Source organism: Larkinella insperata, from assembly GCF_026248825.1.
GTDB lineage: Bacteria > Bacteroidota > Bacteroidia > Cytophagales > Spirosomataceae > Larkinella > Larkinella insperata.
Map to the genome: position 1 here is coordinate 1743328 of NZ_CP110973.1, position 15689 is coordinate 1759016.

Here is a 15689-nt window from a genome sequence, read left to right on the forward strand (position 1 = left end):
AGTGAAAGGCAACCCACCAAACTATTTACCGCTGTGATGTAATTATTTTAAGAAAAAATAAGAATTCGGTCTCATGAACGCCGGAATCGGAAACGCCGGTCATGCCAGGCTTTGGGATTTCGATCCCAGTACCGGTTCAGAAATAAGAAGACGGCAACGGACGTAGCCGTCCCGATGATTGAACCAACGTAAATGTCTTCCACGAAGTGCTGAAAGAGATAAACCCGCGAGTAAGCCGTGATGATCGCCAGCAGCGCCCAGAACCAGCCCCGGCTTTTCTGCTCGTCGAGCAGGGCCAGCAGACAGAAAATGGCAAAAGCGGTGGTAGAATGACCCGACGGAAAACTGTTGTAGCTGTGAATATCCAGCCCCTCGATTACCCGGTATTGCCAGGTTGAGTGCTCAAAATACTTCAAGGGCCGCAGTGATTCCGAAAAAACCAGCTGTTTCAACACCCGGACGATGGCGGTAGACAGGAGGAAGGAAGCCGCCCCCATCAGCGCAAACCGAAACGAACGGAAAGCCAGCGCCACGGTGACCATAACGGCAAAGGCGCCGTCGCCCAGGTACGTCACGTTGCGGAAAAACAGATCGGCGCTGGGCGCGTTGCGGGCGTTGACCCATTGCATCAATTCCGTTTTGCTATAGATCAGCATCAAAATGCTGACCAGCGTGAAGGCACTCAGGTAGACGATAAAAAACGAGCGGTTTCGGGCGAATATATCCATGGGCGACAAAAATAAAAAGCAAACAAATTAAAGCGCAGCAGGCTGTAAATTACCTGCTAATCTTTTATGGTTCAGAAATAGTTTGTAACTTTGCGGACTATTTTGAGAAGAGCGTGAAGGAGCTGCAAAAATACGACATCCAGATCAGCAGCCTGGAAAACAAATCGTACGAATTTGACTTTGAATCCGGCGATGCGTTTTTTGAGGCTTTGGAACAGGACTTGATTCAGCGCGGATCGTTCAAGACGCATTTGGTTCTGACCAAATCGTCGTCCATGATCCAGTTGAATTTTCATATCAACGGTACGGTGGAATTGATTTGTGACCGGAGTCTGGACCCCTTCGATGAGCCATTGGCTATTCAGGAACAATTGTTTCTGAAATACGCCGACCACGCCGAAGAACTGACTGACGAAATTGAATTGATTCTGTGGGAAACCCAGCAGATCAACATTGCACGGTACTTGTTTGACTTTATCGTGCTGTCGCTGCCCATGAAAAAACTGCATCCTCGTTTTCGCGCAGAAGAAGCTGATGAGGACGAAGAGCAGGAAGGCAAAGTGGTGTATCGTTCGGAGTCCTCGACCGAGAATGAGGATGAAGCCAGCGAACCGCCCGTTGACCCGCGTTGGGAAGCATTACGAAAACTGAACAATAATTAATAATACCATTTGTTATTGCTTCCGGGCCAATCCGGTAACCGGAGAAATGACAAGATTAGACTGACAATTGATCCAATAAAGTTATGGCACATCCCAAACGCAGACACTCAAGCACCCGCCGGGACAAGCGTAGAACACACGATAAACTGACCGCGAAGGCCCTGTCTTTTGACGCAACAACGGGCGAAATCCACGTCCGTCACCAGGCGCACGTATTCGAAGGTAACCTGTACTACAAAGGTAAAATGGTTATCGAAAACTACGCACCAACGGCCTAACGGTTTATCCCTCCCCTGTAGGGGTTTTTTCCAGCGTACGAAAACTTCTTTCAGGAGGTTGGGGTTGACAAGTATTTCACAGGAATCTGCACTGGATGAACGTGAAATACTTTTTTATTGCCGGGCAACTAGTATTTTTACACGTTTGTTTACCAATTCAGCGCACCCAAACCTGGTTCAATGAGAATCGCAGTCGACGCTATGGGTGGTGATTTCGCTCCAGACGCTATCGTAGAAGGAGTTGTAATGGCCACCAAAGAATTACCGAGTGACGTTACCATCGTACTGGTGGGCCAACAGCGGATAATTGAAGATCTTCTTCAAAAGCATAATTATGCTGGCTCCGGCGTAGAGATTGTTCATGCCGAAGATGTGATCGAAATGGGCGAGCACCCCACGAAGGCGCTCTCGCAAAAACCCAATTCCAGCATCGGAATTGGGTTTAAACTTTTACGTGACAAATCGGTCGACGCCTTTTGCAGCGCCGGAAATACCGGTGCCATGCACGTAGGAGCACTCTTTAGCATCAAGGCCATAGAAGGCGTTCTGCGGCCCGCCATTGCCGGTTTTGTCCCGCAATTGAGTGGTGCTTCGGCGGTTATGGTTGACATTGGAGCCAATGCCGACTGCAAGCCGGAGATGTTGCTTCAATTCGGCGAAATCGGTTCGATCTATGCCCAGTATACCTTTGGCATTGAAAAACCGCGCGTAGCCTTGATGAACATCGGCGAAGAAGATCAAAAAGGTTCGCTGGTGGCTCAGGCGGCTTACCAATTGCTAAAGAATAGCCGAAAAATTAATTTTGTCGGCAACATGGAAGGGGGTGACTTTTTCCGCGACAAAGCCGATGTCATCGTGACCGACGGTTTCAACGGCAACATCCTGTTCAAAATGGGTGAGTCGCTTTACGAAATCACCAAAGAACTGGGCCTGAAGCACGATTTCATCGATAAAACGAATTATGAGTCGGTCGGCGGCAGCCCCATCGTTGGCGTTAATGGCAACGTCATTATCGCGCACGGTATCTCGTCGCCCCTGGCCATTAAAAACATGCTTAACCTGGCGAAAAGGCAGGTAGAATCCAACGCCTATACAAAAATTGCACAGGCTTTAAGTTGAAAATAAGACAAGCGATCAAAGACATGAGACAAAAGACTTGCGACACTCCACTAGTTGTATTACCCTGCTCCGGCTCTCTCGTCTCACGTCTACCTTCTTTTGTCTACCAAATCGATTGTATCACCGCGTATGAACAATAAAGCGGCAATTACGGGCGTATTCGGCTATGTACCGGACTACATCCTGACCAACGCGGAGTTGGAAAAAATGGTGGATACCAGTGACGAATGGATCACCAGCCGCACCGGTATTAAAGAACGGCATATTCTGAAAGGGGAAGGACTTGGTACGTCGCACATGGCCGCCAAAGCCGTTGAAGGGCTGCTGGCCAAAACCGGTACTGCGCCTAAAGATGTTGAGCTGCTGATTTGTGCCACCACGACTCCGGATTACGTATTTCCGTCGACGGCCAACCTGATTTGCGATATGACCGGTATCCGGGCCATCGGAAGTTTTGACATCCAGGCGGCCTGTTCGGGATTTTTATATGCTTTGACCATTGGTTCTCAGTTCATCGAGACCGGAAAGTATAAAAAAGTCGTTGTGGTGGGAGCGGACAAAATGTCGGCCATCGTCGACTATACCGACCGCACCACCTGCGTCCTGTTTGGCGACGGGGCGGGAGCCGTTCTGCTGGAGCCTAACACCGAAGGCAACGGTATTTACGATTCCATCATCCGCTCGGACGGTTCCGGCCAAAACCATCTGGTTCAGAAAGCCGGCGGAAGCCGTTACCCACCCAGCCACGAAACCATCGACAAACGCTGGCACTACGTCTACCAGGACGGCCCGTCGGTGTTCAAATTTGCCGTCAAGAACATGGCTGATGTTTCCGCCGAAATCATGGAGCGCAACCACCTGACGGGTAATGACATTGCCTGGCTGGTACCCCATCAGGCCAACAAGCGCATCATTGAAGCCACCGCCAACCGCATGGGCCTGGGCATGGACCGGGTCATGCTGAATATCCATAAATACGGCAATACCACCGCAGCAACCATCCCGCTTTGCCTGTTCGACTACGAATCGCAGTTGAAAAAAGGCGACAACCTGATTCTGGCCGCTTTTGGTGGCGGATTCACCTGGGGAGCGGCTTACTTGAAATGGGCAATTTGATTAGCTGAACCAAGATTGCGCTGATTTCCCGATTGATAACGATTTCATTTTAAATCATTTTAATCTCCGAAATTCGCGTACCGCCGTTTAGTATAATCCTTAAAACTCAGTGTAATCATAGTTCAGAAATTATGGCAACGACCGCAGATCTTCGGAACGGACTTGTGATTAATTTTAACCACGACCTGTTCCAAATCGTAGAATTTCAACACGTTAAACCCGGTAAAGGCGGAGCTTTCGTTCGGACGAAATTAAAGAGCCTTACGTCAGGTAAGGTACTTGACAATACATTCAATTCGGGGGTAACCATCTACCCAGTGCGGGTAGAGCGTCGGAAGTTTCAATACCTCTACAAAGACGAAACGGGTTATAACTTCATGGACAACGAAACATTCGACCAGATCAACCTGACGGATAAACTCGTTGAAACGGCTGACCTGATGAAGGAAGGCCAGGAGGTGGAAATTCTGATTAACGCAGAAACCGAAACGCCCCTGACCTGCGAAATGCCGCCTTTCGTTGAACTGGAAGTGACCTACGCCGAGCCGGGTATCCGGGGCGATACGGCCAACAGCCCCAAAAAGAAAGTTGAAGTTGAAACCGGCGCGACCATCATGGTTCCGCTGTTTATCGAACAGGGTGACAAAATCCGGGTCGATACCCGCACGTACGATTACGTTGAACGAGTAAAATAAAAAATGATGGAACATGAATGATGCATGGTAGATCAAGCCTATTCATCGTTCATCGTCCCTCATCACGCCGGCGACCCGGTCATCATTCAAAAAAGAGATGGACACGAAAGACATTCAGAAACTCATTGATTTCATCGCCCAGTCGGGTCTGGATGAAGTCAACATTGAGACCAACGAGCTGAAGCTGACCGTAAAACGATCTGGCCAGACTTCGGTTGCTCCGGGCCAGCCCGTTTCGGCGCCGGCTCCCCAGCCAGCCCAGCCCGCTGCTCAGCCAGCCGTTTCGGCGCCGGCGCTACCACCAGCCAGCCCAGCCCCTAAAGCAGATACGTCGAACTACCTGACCATCAAATCGCCGATGATTGGTACGTTCTACCGCTCATCCGGCCCCGACGTTGATCCTTTTGCGGAAGTAGGCGACGAAGTAAAGCCCGGGAAAACCGTGTGCATCATCGAAGCGATGAAACTCTTCAACGAAATCGAGTCTGAAGTAGCCGGCCGTATCGTCAAAGTCCTGGTTGAAAACGCTACTCCGGTTGAATACGACCAACCCTTGTTCCTTGTCGAACCCATTTAATGGCTGAATGAGCGAATGAGTGAATAAGTGAATAAGATCGAAATCACGCTTTTTATTCACTCATTCACTCATTTGTTCATTCATTCGAACTATATGTTTAAGAAAATACTTATCGCTAATCGGGGCGAAATCGCGTTGCGGATCATCCGGACGTGCCGCGAGATGGGCATCAAGACCGTAGCGGTTTATTCGACTGCCGACCGCGACAGCCTGCATGTGCGGTTTGCCGACGAAGCCGTCTGTATCGGTCCCCCGCCTAGCCGCCAGTCCTACCTGAATATTCCCAACATTATTTCGGCCGCCGAGGTAACCAGCGCCGACGCCATTCACCCCGGCTACGGCTTTCTTTCGGAAAATGCGGAATTTTCGCAGATCTGTGCCGATTACGGCATTAAATTTATTGGAGCCACCGCCGAGCAGATCAACGCGATGGGCGACAAAGCCACGGCGAAAGCAACCATGAAAGCCGCGGGCGTACCCGTCATTCCGGGTTCCGAGGGCTTGCTGGAATCGGTGGACGAAGGAAAACGCCTGGCAGCCGAAATGGGCTATCCGGTTATCATCAAGGCTACCGCCGGGGGCGGGGGCCGCGGTATGCGGATCATCCGAAGCGAGGCTGATTTCGACAAAGCGTGGCTCGACGCCCGTATGGAAGCCGGGGCCGCCTTCGGTAACGATGGTTTGTACCTGGAAAAATACGTTGAAGAACCGCGCCACATTGAGATTCAGATTGTTGGCGACCAGTACGGCAAAGTATGCCACCTGTCGGAACGGGATTGCTCCATTCAGCGCCGACACCAGAAGCTCGTCGAAGAAACACCTTCGCCGATTATTAGCTCCGAACTGCGGGAACGCATGGGCGAAGCCGCCATCAAAGGAGCGTCGGCCATCGGCTACGAAGGCGCCGGAACCATCGAATTTCTGGTGGACAAGTACGGTGACTTCTATTTCATGGAAATGAACACCCGGATTCAGGTGGAACACCCGATTACGGAAGAAGTAACGGATTTTGACCTGATCAAGGAGCAGATCAAAGTAGCCGCCGGTACGCCGATTTCGGGCAAGAATTACACGCCGAAGGTTTACGCCATGGAGTGCCGGATCAACGCGGAAGACCCCGCCAACGGCTTCCGGCCGTCACCCGGCAAGATCACGAACCTGCACTTCCCCGGTGGTCACGGTATTCGGGTCGACAGCCACGTGTACAGCGGATACACCATTCCGCCGAACTACGATTCCATGATTGCCAAGGTAATTGTTTCGGGTCAGTCGCGCGAGGAGGTCATCACGCGGATGAAACGGGCGCTGCAGGAGTTTGTGATCGAAGGGATCAAAACCACCATTCCGTTTCACATCAAGCTCATGGACGACCCCAAATTCCAGTCGGGCCAGTTCAACACGTCGTTCCTAGAAGGATTTGATTTCAGTACCTTGTAACACTCACGGACTCTGGTCCTGAGGATGCGCCGAGCCGGAAGCAGCACAATGCTTCCGGCTTTTTTATTTCAGCTTGCCTGCCAAACGGTATTTTCACTAATAATTTCTCCTCCTGCTTGGTATCTTCTGGCGAGAAGTCCATTTTTGAAGTATCATTATTCCAATCCAAAATTGTTATGCCAAAACTGAACCTCACGCTGGGCGACAAAACGTATTTCCCCTTTGTCCAAGGCCCCATTCCTTACGAAGGTCGCGAGTCGGACAATCCGCTGGCGTTTAAGTGGTACGACGCAAACCGCACCATTTTGGGAAAACCGATGAACGAGCTGTTTCGGTTTGCCGTCGCGTACTGGCATACCTTCTGCGGAACCGGCGCCGATCCGTTCGGACCAGGCGTCAAACAGTTTCCGTGGGATGCCAACGCCGACCCGATGGCGGCTGCGTACGAAAAAATGGATGCGGCTTTTGAATTCATTACCAAAATGGGAATGGAATATTACTGCTTCCACGACGTGGACGTAGCCCCGGAAGGCCGTTCCAACGCCGAATTTGAAAGTAATTTCCGGAAGATTGTCGATTACGCGAAACAGAAACAGCAGGCCAGCGGAGTTCAGCTGTTGTGGGGGACGGCCAACCTTTTCTCGCACGCCCGCTACATGAACGGCGCAGCAACGAACCCCGACTTTCACGTGCTGGCCCACGGCGGCTGGCAGGTCAAGAATGCCATTGACGCCACCATTGAGCTGGGCGGTTCGGGTTATACCTTCTGGGGTGGTCGTGAAGGCTATATGTCACTGCTGAATACCAACATGAAGCGGGAGCAGGAGCACCTCGGCCGTTTTCTGACGGTAGCACGCGATTATGCCCGCAAGCAGGGTTTCAAAGGGGCTTTCTACATTGAGCCCAAGCCGATGGAACCGACCAAACACCAGTACGACTTCGACGCGGCTACGGTGATTGGTTTCCTGAACAAATTTGGTTTGCAGAACGATTTTGAACTGAACCTGGAAACCAACCACGCGACGCTGGCCAACCACACCTTTGCGCACGAACTACAGGTAGCCGCCGATAACAACCTGCTCGGCAGCATCGACGCCAACCGCGGGGATTACCAGAACGGTTGGGATACCGACCAGTTTCCGATGGACCTGTACGAACTGACGGAAGCCATGCTGGTGATTCTGGAAGCGGGCGGTTTAAAATCCGGTGGGGTAAACTTCGATGCCAAAACCCGCCGAAACTCCACGGATCTGGACGATATTTTCATTGCCCACATTGGTGGAATGGATGCCTTTGCCCGGGCAGCCATCGTGGCGGAAGCCATCCTGGGTAAATCACAGTACAAAAAACTGCGCACCGACCGGTATGCCAGCTACGACAGCGGTGAAGGTGCCCGCTTCGAAAAAGGCGAATTGACGCTGGAGGATTTGCGTGACTATGCGCTGAACAACGGCGAACCGAAGCAAATTAGCGGCAAGCAGGAGCTTTATGAAATGATTATAAATCAGTATATTTAGAAGCTGATTACGGGTGCCACGGCCGGCGGCCGTGGCACTATTTTAATGAACCCATAAACCGTCGTAAACCATGATCGCTTTTTTGATAAGCCTAGGTGGCCTCGAACTCCTGCTCATCTTACTGGCTTTTGTCATCCCGGTTATCGCACTGATCGATATCCTGCGCAGCGATTTTCGTGGCCCCTATGACAAGCTGATCTGGGTCATTGTGGTCCTGGGTTTAAACACGATCGGCGTACTTTTGTATGCCCTGATTGGGCGCCGGCAACGCATCGCATGAAATCGCTTTTATTCTTTCTCCTGTTCACTCCGCTGGCTGCGGCTTTGGCCCAAAGCGACGACGAAAAAGCCGTGCGGACCGCCGTTACGCAGTTGTTCGACGGGATGCGGAAAGCGGACACCACGCTTTTCAAAGTTGTTTTTGCACCGGGCGCTTCTTTGCAGAGCATAGCTAAAAACAAAGAGGACGTAGTGAGCGTACGGAATGAGTCAATTGCCGACTTTGTTGCGTCGGTGGGCAAACAAAAGCCGGGGGCGCTCGACGAACGGCTTTCGGCGTACGACGTAAAGATCGATGCTGAAATGGCCATTGCCTGGACACCGTACGTTTTCTATTACAACGGCCAGAAAAGTCACTGCGGGGTGAATCTGTTTACGCTGGTAAAATTGAAAGATGGCTGGAAAATTCAGTCGATCATAGATACCCGTCGACGGGAAGGCTGCCCGGATTTGAAGTAGCCCATTCACTCACCCCGCCACGTGGGCGCCCGCTTTTCCAGGAACGCTTTCATACCTTCCTGCGCGTCGGCAGTTTGCTGAATCTGCTGAAATTGCTCGTACAGAAAAGCTTGCTGCTGATCCGACGGCAGCGTTTTGAGCTGTTGATAGGCCCGCAGACCAAACTGCATAGCCGTGGGAGAATACTGCTTAAGCTCGTCTGCCAACTGCTGGACGGCATTCTCTACCTCTCCGGCGTGAACCACTTCCGTTACCAGACCGATTTTCAGCGCTTCGGCGGCCGATAACGTCCGGGCACGGAGGCATAAGTCCAGAACGGTTCGGGCGGGCATGATTTCCAGCAAGCTGGCCATCACCTGAAACGGGAACAACCCCCGCTTTACTTCCGGCAGACTGAAGGTCACCGGATCAGCCGCCACGACGTGCGTACACCCGCCGATGAGCAAAAAGCCGCCCGCGTAGACCGCTCCCTGCACCTGGGCCAGACACGGTTTGTGCAAACCCGCCAGCAGTTCCCCCAGCCGCACCGGACCGGATGGTGCAGGAACGGTTTCCTCCTCCTGCTCTCCCGTCGACAAGCTTTTTAGATCCATCCCGGCGCAGAATACATTCCCCACAGCAGCCAAAACCACCACCCAGACCTCTTTTTCGTAGTGCGCATAGGTGAGCGCAAACGCCAGTTCGTTCAGCAAGGTTGGGTTCAGCGCGTTTTTCTTTTCCGGCCGGTTGAGCGTCAGCGTCAACACGTGATCGTTCTGTTCGGCCAGCAGATACCGGAACGTGTACGTTGGAAAAGAGGACGTTTGTTGGGCTGTGTAAAGCATTATAGTTCAGACAATAATCCGAGCGAATGACCGCTGGTTGTAATACTACAAAATTGCGTTTTCCGTTTCAACTATATTGGTTTCAACACCTGTTACTTTCCACGCCTATCCCCGCTCTTATGAAAATGATTACTACATTCCTGTTCGTTTTGAGCGCAGTCCCGGCATTCAGTACGCACATACTGGGCGGCTACATTCAGGTGCGAAACGTATCTCCTGCCACGTATGAAATCATCGTCAGGCTTTACTTGGAACGTTCGGGAACCAGTCAGCAGGAAATATCCATACCCGTTTGCTTTGATGACGGCTCCGAACCCGTCACGGCAGCCCGAAGCAGTAGCCTCGCGCTGGAAGGCGGTATCCTGCTGAATGAGTACCGAACAACGCGCTCGTTCAACGGCAGCGGTTCCGGCAACCGAACGGTAGCCGTGTCCATCCCCAATCGCACCGACTCCCGCAATGTTCCGTCGGCGCTCAGCATTCCTTTTTACATCCAGACGACCTTCACCACCGCACAAATCAACACCACACCGGTCTTTGAAGATCTCGACAATCGGCTGACCGGCCTGGCCAATCAGAAAGTCGAATACAATTTTCTGGCAAAAGATTCCGAAGGCGATAGCGTGGTGCATTACTTGGTCCGGGTGCAAAGTGGGGGTTGCGACCAGGGAGGCCAACCCGTCGCCGGTTACACGTTCCCTAACGACGTAACGCGCCGGGGAGTTTTCAGCGTTGGTCCGCAGACCGGCCAACTGGTCTGGAACGCCCCTACTGAAACGGGAAATTACGGCTTTGCGGTAGCGGCTGAAGAGTGGCGCAACGGCCAGCGAATCAGCGAAACGGTATTCGACATGATAGCCCTGATTGTCGATAACGCTGGCGGGACGCCCGGTACGATTCCACCTTACGAACCTGCGCTACCCGGAGGGCTGCTGACGGGTTGGGAAGAGCCCTCCAACGATCCGGATATTACGGTTGCGGCTTACCCGAGTCCATCCCCGAACCGCTTCCTGGTGAAGCTAAAGAGCCGTAAACCCACCACGGCCACGTTTCAGTTGCTGGACAACCAGGGCCGGTTGATTCAGGAAGTGACCACCCGGAAAGCGTCGCAGGAGATTGAAGAGCGAATCGGGCCTGAAAAACTGGCACCGGGTCTGTATCTGATTAGAACGTCGGTGCGGGGGCGGGTGTATACCAGCAAAGTGCTGAAGCAATAAGGCCGCTCAAAAGAGCTGTTTCCAGGTGCCTTTGATGCGGTTGTATTTCAAGGTGCTCGGCAGGGCTTTCCACCAATACCGGTTCATTTCCACCGCAAACGAAGGCTGCATGTAGCAATTGATGGCGCAACCTTCACAGCCCGGCAGCCGGCCCTCCAGCGCCACCAGCTTCTGCACTTCCTCCGAACGGTACAGGTTGTACAAATCGCCCTCGATGGGGAAATCTTTCAACCCGAGGTGGTAACACGGCAACACCAGTTTGTTTTCGGGCGAGATGACGAGCGTGGTGCTGCCTGCCAGGCAAACCGGGTCTTCAACGTGGTTGCCGCCATCGCGCCGGAGCTGAATGAAAGCGTCGTTGAGGTATACGTTTTTCTGTTTGCCCCACCACGTCATTTCCTGTAACGACTTTTCGGTAAATCCGGCCCCGGTTTCCACCTCGTTGTATTCGAAAACCGGGTTCAGGATCAGCACCAAATTGTTGGGCAGGCAGATTTCTTCGTGCAGTTGTTTGATCTGGTGGACGTTGTGCTCGAACACCGTAAACAGAATGTCCGGCCGCTCCCCCAATTGCCGGGCCAGGGCGATGGACTCCATCACTTTATCAAAGCACTTGACACCGCGCGATTGGTCGTGTTCCTCGGCAATCGGCGAATCCAGAGAAAAATGCAGCATGTCAATCAGGCCCCGCAACCGTTCGGCGTATTTCGGATACAAAAGGCCGTTGGTCGTGATAGTGGTAATCAGACCGAGCTTCTTGGCTTCGCGCAGGAATTCGTCCAGTTGGCGGTGCAGCAGCGGTTCGCCCCCCGTGAAATCAACCACCCGAACGCCCAGCCGCTTCAGATCCCGCAGGTTGTCGCGCACGTTTTCCAGCGTCACATACGGCGAAGGACGCTCCCAGATATCACAAAAACTACAGCTCGCGTTGCAGCGATAGGTCACGTAGTAGTTGCACAAGACGGGGTGGGAAACCAGACGCATGGGCTGTTACTGCAACATTTTAAACAAGGTCGTCAGCTTATCTTTCAGGTCCTTCCGATCGACGATAAAGTCCAGAAAACCGTGTTCGAGGACAAACTCGGCGCTCTGAAACCCTTCGGGCAGGTTTTTACCGATGGTTTCGCGAATCACCCGCGGCCCGGCAAACCCGATCAGGGCGCCCGGTTCGGCGATGTTAAAATCGCCCAGCATGGCGAAAGAAGCCGTAACGCCCCCGGTTGTCGGATCGGTCAGCAGGGAAACATACGGTATTTTCTCGTTCGACAGCAGCGCCAGCTTGGCCGAGGTTTTGGCCATTTGCATCAGCGAATAACCGGCTTCCATCATCCGGGCGCCCCCCGACCGTGAAATCATCAGGAACGGGGTCCGGGTTTTCAGTGAATGATCAATAGCCCGTGCAATCTTCTCACCCACCACCGAGCCCATGGAGCCGCCGATGAAATTGAAATCCATACAGGCCACCGTAACATCCTGCTCATTCATTTTGCCGTAAGCCGACCGAACCGCGTCTTTCAGGTTCGTTTTGGCAATGCTGGCTTTCACCCGCTCCGGATACGGCTTCGTATCAACAAACTTCAGCGGGTCGGCCGAAGTCATGTTAGCATCCAATTCGGTAAACGCTCCGTCGTCGAAAAGCAGCGAGAAGTACGCTTCCGAACCAATTTTCTCGTGGTAGTTGCAGTGTACGCAGGTGTAAGCGTTTAGCTTGTGCTCCCGCGTGTGCATTATTTTCTTGCAATTCGGGCATTGGTACCACAAACCGTCCGGCGCTTCGCGCTTCATTTCGGTCGGTGTATTGATCCCTTTTTCTTTACGGATAAACCACGACATAGGGTGTCAGTCTCCAGTTAACAGTTCGTATTCAAGAATTTGCTTACAAAGCAGGGGGCAAAGATAATAAGAAAACAGCAGGCACGGTTATAGTGCAAGATAGTACTTTCGGCGGGCGGGTTCAAATCGCTCGATTGCGTAACGCAGAGCCGTGCGCGGAAACCGTCCGGCATGGTCGTGCAGAAACTCCTCAAGGGCGTCCGAATTCTTTTTTCCGACCTCCCGCAGCATCCAGCCAACGGCTTTGTGCATCAAATCGTGCCGGTGATCCAGCAACCGCTCAGCCAGCTGAAAAGCGTCTTGAAACTGATTTTTGCGGATAAATGCGATCGTCGACACCATCGCGATCCGCTGCGACCACAACTGGTTCTCCCCCACGAGTTCGTACAAAACGCTACGGTCTTTGTCGAGCAAATACGTTCCGACGATTTCCGGACAACTCGTATCAACCAGATCCCAGTTGTTAACAAACGATTTATTCCGGAGATAATAATCAAAAATAAGTTTGCGGTTTGCCTCCCCGGAGCGCCGGGCCTGGTTGGTCCAGATAATCAAGCCCGTCAGACGGCACTCATGAAACGGGTCGCGGACGAGCTTTTCGGTTTCGTCGAGCGGCAGCAGCCGGTATTTTTGAGCAACAACGCGCTGGGGCGGCACGGAAATACCCAGAAATTGATCCCCTTCACCGTATTGCCCCGGCCCCGTTTTGAAAAACCGTTTAAAAAAGCTGGCTTTTTCGGGATTGCCCAGCGCCAGTAACTCAGCTTTAACGTCTTCGTAAGTCATCGCAGTACTCGAACTAAAACTAGAATGGGTTGTTATTGGAGCAACCGAACCACCTCGGATGAACGAACTTTAAGCGGATGAATACAAACCCTACCGAACCGATAAGCGAAAGTCCCATCATCATCATTGTCGGCACAAACCGCAAAAATTCCATGTCGCGCCACATCGCCGATTATTACCACGGAATTTTCGAACAACTGGGCGTCTCGAGTCAAGTTCTCGATCTGAGCGGCCTTCCCCCCGATTTTGTGACGACGGCTTTGTACGAAAATACGGGAAAAAATCCTGAATTCAACCGGTACAAAGAGGTAGTGGAGCGGGCCAAAAAGATGGTGTTTATCGTTCCGGAATACAACAACTCCTACCCGGGCGTGCTGAAGGCGTTTATCGACGGCATGAGCTATCCCAGCGGTTTGGCCAACAAAAAACTCGCGCTGGTGGGCCTGTCGGCCAATCATCAGGGGGGGGCTCTGGCACTCAGTCATCTAAGCGATATTTTCAGTTACCTGGGTTCAAATGCCCTGGCGTTGCGCGTGAAGCTGGCCAATATCCGAAACCACTGGAAGGAAGGTGCCCTGGAGGGCGACTTGTACAACATGCTGTTGCGGCAGCAGGCCCAGCAGTTGATCGACTTTTGAGCCCACTCCCAATTATTAACGAAAAAGCAGCGCTGAACCAGTGCTGCTTTTTCGTTAAAGCGATTATATCTCTCTTTTTAGTCATTCAACCGACTTCGGATAAAGTCTTTTTCGTTCAGAAGCGGCAGTTCATACAAGGTCACTTTCTGGCGGGCAAAGGCCGGGGTTTCCAATTCCCGTTCCCGATCCGAATAGCGAACCTGCACGAAGCTTTCGACCATTTTCTGAATTTGCAGCAGATCATCCTCCCGCTTTTCCTCCACCAGAAAGCCCTCATCCAGGTTTGGATAATCACCCCGCGTTGGCGTTTCGTCATAAACCGGAACGGGTACGGGCGCAGGTGCGTGCATATCCCCGGAAGTTGGCGTAAGCGGATTTTCAACCTCGTCTACCGTCTGCATTTCCGGCTTTACGTCTTCCTCCACCAGCGGCAACTCATCCAGCACTTCCTCATGCTCCTTCAGGGGCATACGCTGTGACCAGTCTTTGGGCGGAAAATCCGGCCGTTCCGACGGCAGATCGAAGCCTGCCGCAATAACCGTTACGCGAAGGTTCTTGCCCAGCTTTTCGTCCTTGATGGTTCCGTATTTGAACAGGTGCGCCTGCTTGTCTTTCCCGATTTTCTCTTTAATGTACCCCGTAATAACCTGCAATTCTCGCATGGTCGTGCGCGCATCCGGCCCCGAAGCCATCGTAAGCAGAATCCGTTTGGCACCCCGAATGTCGCGGTCGTTGAGCAGCGGTGAATTGAGCGCATCCTGAATGGCCGTCAAAGCCCGGTTTTCGCCCACCGCGTCGGCGGAACCCATCACGGCCTGACCGGCGCCTTCCAGCACCCGCTTCACGTCCATAAAATCGACGTTGATTTCGCCCTGCACGGTAATGATTTCGGCAATACTTTTAACGGCATTCGCCAGTACATCATCGGCTTTGGCAAACGCCTGATCCATCGGGAAATCTTCGAAGATTTCCGCCAGTTTATCGTTCAGGATCACCAGTACGGTGTCGCAGTATTCTTTCAACTCATCGATACCGCGCATGGCCTGGTCCAGCTTCTCGATACCTTCGAAATCGAACGGAGCCGTTACGACGGCAATCGTCAGCAAGCCCATTTCCCGGGCAATCTGCGCGATAACCGGAGCCGCACCCGTACCGGTTCCCCCACCCATACCAGCCGTAATGAACACCATTTTGGTGGGTTCATTGAGTACTTTCCGGATGTCTTCGGCATTTTCCAGAGCCGCCTGACGACCCACTTCCGGGTTGGTTCCGGCACCCAGACCAGACGTTAGCAGCGCCCCGAGTTGAATTTTCGTTTTAACGGGGCTATTGGTCAGCGCCTGGCGGTCGGTATTGCAAACAATAAAATCGACATCATTAACGCCCATCCGGAACATGTGATTGACGGCATTGCTACCGCCCCCACCGACGCCGATTACTTTAATAATTGGTTCCTCTTCCTCGTCGGCGAATTCGAACCTTATGCCGTACTCCAATGCCTCTGGCATACCTGTTAATTTTTGG

18 protein-coding genes are annotated in these 15689 nt (G+C 52.5%); 12 read left to right on the forward strand and 6 right to left on the reverse strand.

The annotated features are described in order from the left end of the window. Positions 1-71: 71 nt before the first annotated feature. Positions 72-728, reverse strand: a complete 657-nt coding sequence (locus tag OQ371_RS07035) for a phosphatase PAP2 family protein (RefSeq protein WP_265993085.1) — start codon at positions 726-728, stop codon at positions 72-74. A 113-nt stretch (positions 729-841) separates the two neighbouring features. Here OQ371_RS07035 and OQ371_RS07040 point away from each other — a divergent pair, with 113 nt between their 5' ends. From OQ371_RS07040 to OQ371_RS07085, 10 genes are all read left to right on the forward strand, one after another. Then, positions 842-1390: a YceD family protein gene (locus OQ371_RS07040; RefSeq protein ID WP_265993086.1), complete on the forward strand. Its 549-nt coding sequence runs from the start codon at positions 842-844 to the stop codon at positions 1388-1390. An 83-nt stretch (positions 1391-1473) separates the two neighbouring features. Next, entirely contained in the window at positions 1474-1668 is a 195-nt protein-coding gene (gene rpmF / locus OQ371_RS07045) for a 50S ribosomal protein L32 (protein WP_265993087.1), read from the forward strand. Positions 1669-1848: 180 nt separating this feature from the next. Continuing rightward, positions 1849-2787, forward strand: a complete 939-nt coding sequence (plsX, locus tag OQ371_RS07050; RefSeq protein WP_265993088.1) for a phosphate acyltransferase PlsX — start codon at positions 1849-1851, stop codon at positions 2785-2787. 129 nt (positions 2788-2916) lie between these two features. Continuing rightward, on the forward strand, positions 2917-3903 hold the full coding sequence (locus tag OQ371_RS07055) for a beta-ketoacyl-ACP synthase III (RefSeq protein WP_265993089.1): 987 nt from the start codon (positions 2917-2919) through the stop codon (positions 3901-3903). A 131-nt stretch (positions 3904-4034) separates the two neighbouring features. After that, on the forward strand, positions 4035-4598 hold the full coding sequence (gene efp / locus OQ371_RS07060; RefSeq protein ID WP_265993090.1) for an elongation factor P: 564 nt from the start codon (positions 4035-4037) through the stop codon (positions 4596-4598). A gap of 97 nt (positions 4599-4695) precedes the next feature. After that, a complete protein-coding gene (gene accB / locus OQ371_RS07065; protein ID WP_265993091.1) occupies positions 4696-5175 on the forward strand; it encodes an acetyl-CoA carboxylase biotin carboxyl carrier protein in 480 nt (159 codons plus the stop codon). Positions 5176-5268: 93 nt separating this feature from the next. Next, positions 5269-6612, forward strand: a complete 1344-nt coding sequence (gene accC / locus OQ371_RS07070; protein WP_265993092.1) for an acetyl-CoA carboxylase biotin carboxylase subunit — start codon at positions 5269-5271, stop codon at positions 6610-6612. Positions 6613-6788: 176 nt separating this feature from the next. Beyond that, a complete protein-coding gene (gene xylA / locus OQ371_RS07075) occupies positions 6789-8129 on the forward strand; it encodes a xylose isomerase (protein WP_265993093.1) in 1341 nt (446 codons plus the stop codon). 70 nt (positions 8130-8199) lie between these two features. Further along, positions 8200-8409 carry a PLDc N-terminal domain-containing protein gene (locus OQ371_RS07080; protein ID WP_265993094.1) on the forward strand — a complete coding sequence of 70 codons (210 nt, stop codon included), beginning with the start codon at positions 8200-8202 and terminating at the stop codon, positions 8407-8409. Continuing rightward, positions 8406-8867 carry a nuclear transport factor 2 family protein gene (locus tag OQ371_RS07085; RefSeq protein ID WP_265993095.1) on the forward strand — a complete coding sequence of 154 codons (462 nt, stop codon included), beginning with the start codon at positions 8406-8408 and terminating at the stop codon, positions 8865-8867. The genes OQ371_RS07080 and OQ371_RS07085 overlap by 4 nt, the downstream gene beginning before the upstream one ends. Positions 8868-8872: 5 nt before the next feature. Here OQ371_RS07085 and OQ371_RS07090 read toward each other — a convergent pair whose 3' ends face one another. Further along, positions 8873-9691, reverse strand: coding sequence for an enoyl-CoA hydratase-related protein (locus tag OQ371_RS07090; protein ID WP_265993096.1), 819 nt, complete (start codon positions 9689-9691; stop codon positions 8873-8875). A gap of 119 nt (positions 9692-9810) precedes the next feature. Here OQ371_RS07090 and OQ371_RS07095 point away from each other — a divergent pair, with 119 nt between their 5' ends. Continuing rightward, the gene (locus tag OQ371_RS07095; protein WP_265993097.1) at positions 9811-10908 is read left to right on the forward strand and encodes a T9SS type A sorting domain-containing protein; all 1098 of its coding nucleotides are present in this window, start codon (positions 9811-9813) and stop codon (positions 10906-10908) included. 6 nt (positions 10909-10914) lie between these two features. Here OQ371_RS07095 and OQ371_RS07100 read toward each other — a convergent pair whose 3' ends face one another. From OQ371_RS07100 to OQ371_RS07110, 3 genes are all read right to left on the reverse strand, one after another. Continuing rightward, on the reverse strand, positions 10915-11892 hold the full coding sequence (locus tag OQ371_RS07100; RefSeq protein ID WP_265993098.1) for a radical SAM protein: 978 nt from the start codon (positions 11890-11892) through the stop codon (positions 10915-10917). A 6-nt stretch (positions 11893-11898) separates the two neighbouring features. Then, complete coding sequence (gene accD / locus OQ371_RS07105) at positions 11899-12741, reverse strand: acetyl-CoA carboxylase, carboxyltransferase subunit beta (RefSeq protein WP_265993099.1); 843 nt, start codon at positions 12739-12741, stop codon at positions 11899-11901. Between the two features lie 87 nt (positions 12742-12828). Next, the gene (locus OQ371_RS07110) at positions 12829-13527 is read right to left on the reverse strand and encodes a DNA alkylation repair protein (protein ID WP_265993100.1); all 699 of its coding nucleotides are present in this window, start codon (positions 13525-13527) and stop codon (positions 12829-12831) included. Positions 13528-13604: 77 nt separating this feature from the next. On the opposite strand from OQ371_RS07110, the gene OQ371_RS07115 reads away from it, so the two are divergent. Then, positions 13605-14165 carry an NADPH-dependent FMN reductase gene (locus OQ371_RS07115; protein ID WP_265993101.1) on the forward strand — a complete coding sequence of 187 codons (561 nt, stop codon included), beginning with the start codon at positions 13605-13607 and terminating at the stop codon, positions 14163-14165. A 77-nt stretch (positions 14166-14242) separates the two neighbouring features. Here the strand turns inward: OQ371_RS07115 and ftsZ are convergent, their stop codons facing one another. Next, complete coding sequence (gene ftsZ, locus OQ371_RS07120) at positions 14243-15673, reverse strand: cell division protein FtsZ (protein ID WP_265993102.1); 1431 nt, start codon at positions 15671-15673, stop codon at positions 14243-14245. Positions 15674-15689: the final 16 nt, after the last annotated feature.